Source organism: Longimicrobium sp., assembly GCA_036389795.1.
GTDB lineage: Bacteria > Gemmatimonadota > Gemmatimonadetes > Longimicrobiales > Longimicrobiaceae > Longimicrobium.
Map to the genome: position 1 here is coordinate 1 of DASVWD010000036.1, position 2,987 is coordinate 2,987.

General features: G+C 69.4%; 3 protein-coding genes. All 3 read right to left on the bottom strand.

Annotated features, from left to right (window positions below; genetic code table 11):
• Positions 1 to 331 precede the first annotated feature (331 nt).
• Genes VF746_04425 through VF746_04435 form a run of 3 tightly spaced genes read right to left on the bottom strand, consistent with a single transcriptional unit; the run spans position 332 to position 2,877 of the window.
• On the bottom strand, positions 332 to 856 hold the full coding sequence (locus VF746_04425; GenBank protein HEX8691641.1) for a DinB family protein: 525 nt from the start codon (positions 854 to 856) through the stop codon (positions 332 to 334).
• A gap of 5 nt (positions 857 to 861) precedes the next feature.
• The gene (locus VF746_04430; GenBank protein ID HEX8691642.1) at positions 862 to 1,155 is read right to left on the bottom strand and encodes a hypothetical protein; all 294 of its coding nucleotides are present in this window, start codon (positions 1,153 to 1,155) and stop codon (positions 862 to 864) included.
• A gap of 9 nt (positions 1,156 to 1,164) precedes the next feature.
• Positions 1,165 to 2,877, bottom strand: coding sequence for a sodium:solute symporter family protein (locus tag VF746_04435; protein ID HEX8691643.1), 1,713 nt, complete (start codon positions 2,875 to 2,877; stop codon positions 1,165 to 1,167).
• Positions 2,878 to 2,987: the final 110 nt, after the last annotated feature.

Below are 2,987 nucleotides of genomic sequence, written 5' to 3' on the forward strand. Positions count from 1 at the left end.
CGGCCCGGACTACTTCGACTCCCAGGGTGGAGAGCGCGTAGCGCGACGCCTGCAGCGGCGTCTGGAGAGGCTCGGCTACAAGGTGGAACTGCGGAAGGCCGCCTGAAGAGCGCGACCCCGGCTCCGTAGTTTCTATTCAGGGCGCACACACCCAGATTGCTTCTGCGCAAAAGCTTGTGCGCCCGAAGGATCTGCGGGTGGGATTCGCGCGTCAGCCGGGCTCACGCTCGGACCCGACCCGCAGATCCTTCGTCGCCGCCCAGCATCCGGTCATTGCGATGGTTCTGCGCGGCGGCTCCTCAGGATGACATCTCTTCGGGTTTCCGTGTGTTCAGCGGTCCATGACCGGGAGGTACGCGCGCCAGGGGCCGACCGCGTCGCGGTACTGCTTCGCCATCACGCGGGCCGTCTGCGCCAGGTGCCCCAGGTCGTGCGCCACCCAGGTGGCCAGCAGCTGGCGGAGCGTGACCGGCCCGAACTCGGGATGCTCCCCCTCCAGCGCGAGCTGGGCCTCGGTGAGGCGCCAGCCGGCGAGCGTGGCGAGGTTCTCTGCCCGCAGGCGCGCGAGCTCGTCGAGCAGCTCCGCGAGCGACTTCCCCTGGCTCTCCCGGAACTGGGCGAAGCGGTCGAAGGGCGCGAAGCGGCGCTGCGGCCCCTGCGCCAGGATGATCCGCGCGCGCTCGATCCAGTCGGCGCGCTCGCCGTGGACCAGGTGGCCCACGATGTCATAGGGGCTCCACGTGTCCGGCCCCTCGGTGGCGTCCGTCCACGCGGGCGGGAGCCCGGCGAGCATCGCGCGCAGGGTGCGCGGCGTGCGCTCGAGGACCGCGATGCCGGCGGCGAGGTCGAAGTCCATGGCGCTCAGTGGCCACGCGGCCGCGGGTCCTCGCGCTCCAGGCCGAGCGCGTGCTCCCGCGCCTCCGTCGCGCGCCCCTCGGCCTCCTCCGCGGCCGGGCGCACCGAGCTGGTGCCCCGGCGGCCCAGGAAGAGGAAGAGCGCGCCGAACGCCAGCACCGCCAGCCCCCAGGAGAGGTTGATGTTGTGCCCCAGCGAGCGCTGGTAGACGTCGCGGTCGGAGAACAGCCCGTAGAGGGTGAGCAGCAGGCCCAGCAGGGCGAAGAGCCCGCCGATCGGCAGCCGGATGTCGAGGTTCACGGCGCCCCCTTAGAAGAAGATGAGGTTGAGCGCCAGCGTCATCGCCAGCACCACCACGGCGAGCGCGGCCGGGCGCCGGTACCACGGCTCGCCCGCGTCCTTCGGCCGCTCGGTGAGCGAGTACACCAGCCCGCGCAGCTCCTCGTCGGGGCGCGGCTTGGTCAGCAGACTGACGACGATCGTCACCACGAAGCAGGTGGACCAGGCCCAGATGGCGGTCCAGAAGTTCTGCGCCATCTCGCTGGGATAGGTGTTCACCAGCCCCAGCCAGCCGCCCTTGATCCCCGGCGAAGCCCCGGCGGGGAGCGTGAGCCCGTGGTGCACGGCCGCGGCCAGCGTCCCCGCCACCAGCCCCGTGAAGGCGCCGTGCCCGGTGGTGCGCTTCCAGAACATCCCCAGCAGGAAGGTGGCGAACAGCGGCGCGTTCACGAAGGCGAACACGAGCTGCAGCATGTCCATGATGTTGTTGAACTGCGTCGTCGCGTACGCCGTGGCCACCGACAGCGCGATGCCGCCCACCGTGGCCATGCGCCCCATCCACAGGTAGTGCTGGTCGCTCTGCCCCTTGCGGATGTAGGCCTGGTAGATGTCGTACGTCCACACGGTGTTGAAGGCGGTGACGTTGCCCGCCATCCCCGACATGAACGAGGCCATCAGCGCCGTGAGCCCCAGGCCGAGCATCCCCGGCGGGAAGTAGTGCCCCAGCATCAGCGGGATGGAGAGGTCGTAGTTGAGCGAGCCGTCGGGCTTGGCGGGGAGCGCGAAGCCGCTGGTCCCCGCCTGCGTGGTGAGCGCGATGGCGATCATCCCGGGGAGGATCACCAGCGCGGGGAACATCATCTTGGGGAAGGCGGCGATGAGCGGCGTGCGCCGCGCGGCCGACATGCTGTCCGCCGCCATCGCCCGCTGCACCACCAGGAAGTCGGTGGTCCAGTAGCCGAAGGAGAGGACGAAGCCCAGCCCCATCACCATGCTGAACCACTCCACCCCCATCGGGTTGGCGGCCGGGCTCCCCAGGTGCCGCCAGCTGTCGGTGTAGGCCCCCGGCGCGAACCCCGCCTGCTGCGCGGTCACGGCCAGCCGCTCGGTGAGGCCCGCCCAGCCGCCCACGTCCTGCAGCCCCAGGAACACCAGGGGGATGAAGCCGGCCACGATCAGGAAGAACTGCAGCACCTCGTTGTAGATGGCCGAGGTGAGCCCGCCCAGGAAGATGTAGAGGAGGACGATCACCGCCGAGACCAGCACGCTGAAGCTGAAGTCCCACCCCAGCAGCACGCCCAGCAGCAGCCCCATGGCGTACATGGAGATCCCCGACGAGAACACCGTCATGGTGGCGAAGGTGATGGCGTTGAAGCCGCGCGTCTTCTCGTCGAAGCGCAGCTTGAGGTACTCGGGGACGGAGCGGGCGCGCGAGCCGTAGTAGAACGGCATCATGAACACGCCCACGAACACCATGGCCGGGATGGCGCCCACCCAGTAGAAGTGGCTGGTGGCGATCCCGTACTTGGCCCCCGACGCCGCCATCCCGATCACCTCCTGCGCGCCCAGGTTGGCCGACAGGAAGGCGAGCCCCGCCACCCACGCGGGGATGGAGCGCCCCGACAGGAAGAAGTCGGTGGACGACTTCATGTAGCGCCTGAGCGCCACGCCGATCCCCACCACGAACACGAAGTACAGGGCGAGGATGACGTAGTCGATGGTCTGGAGCTGGATTTCCGTCACGGGAGTCCAGGGTTCGGGGGAGGGGTTGATAGTGCGAGGTGCGAAGTGCGAAGTGCTGAATCCTCTCCGTCGACGGATGTCATCCCGAGGGGAGCGGTAGCGACCCGAGG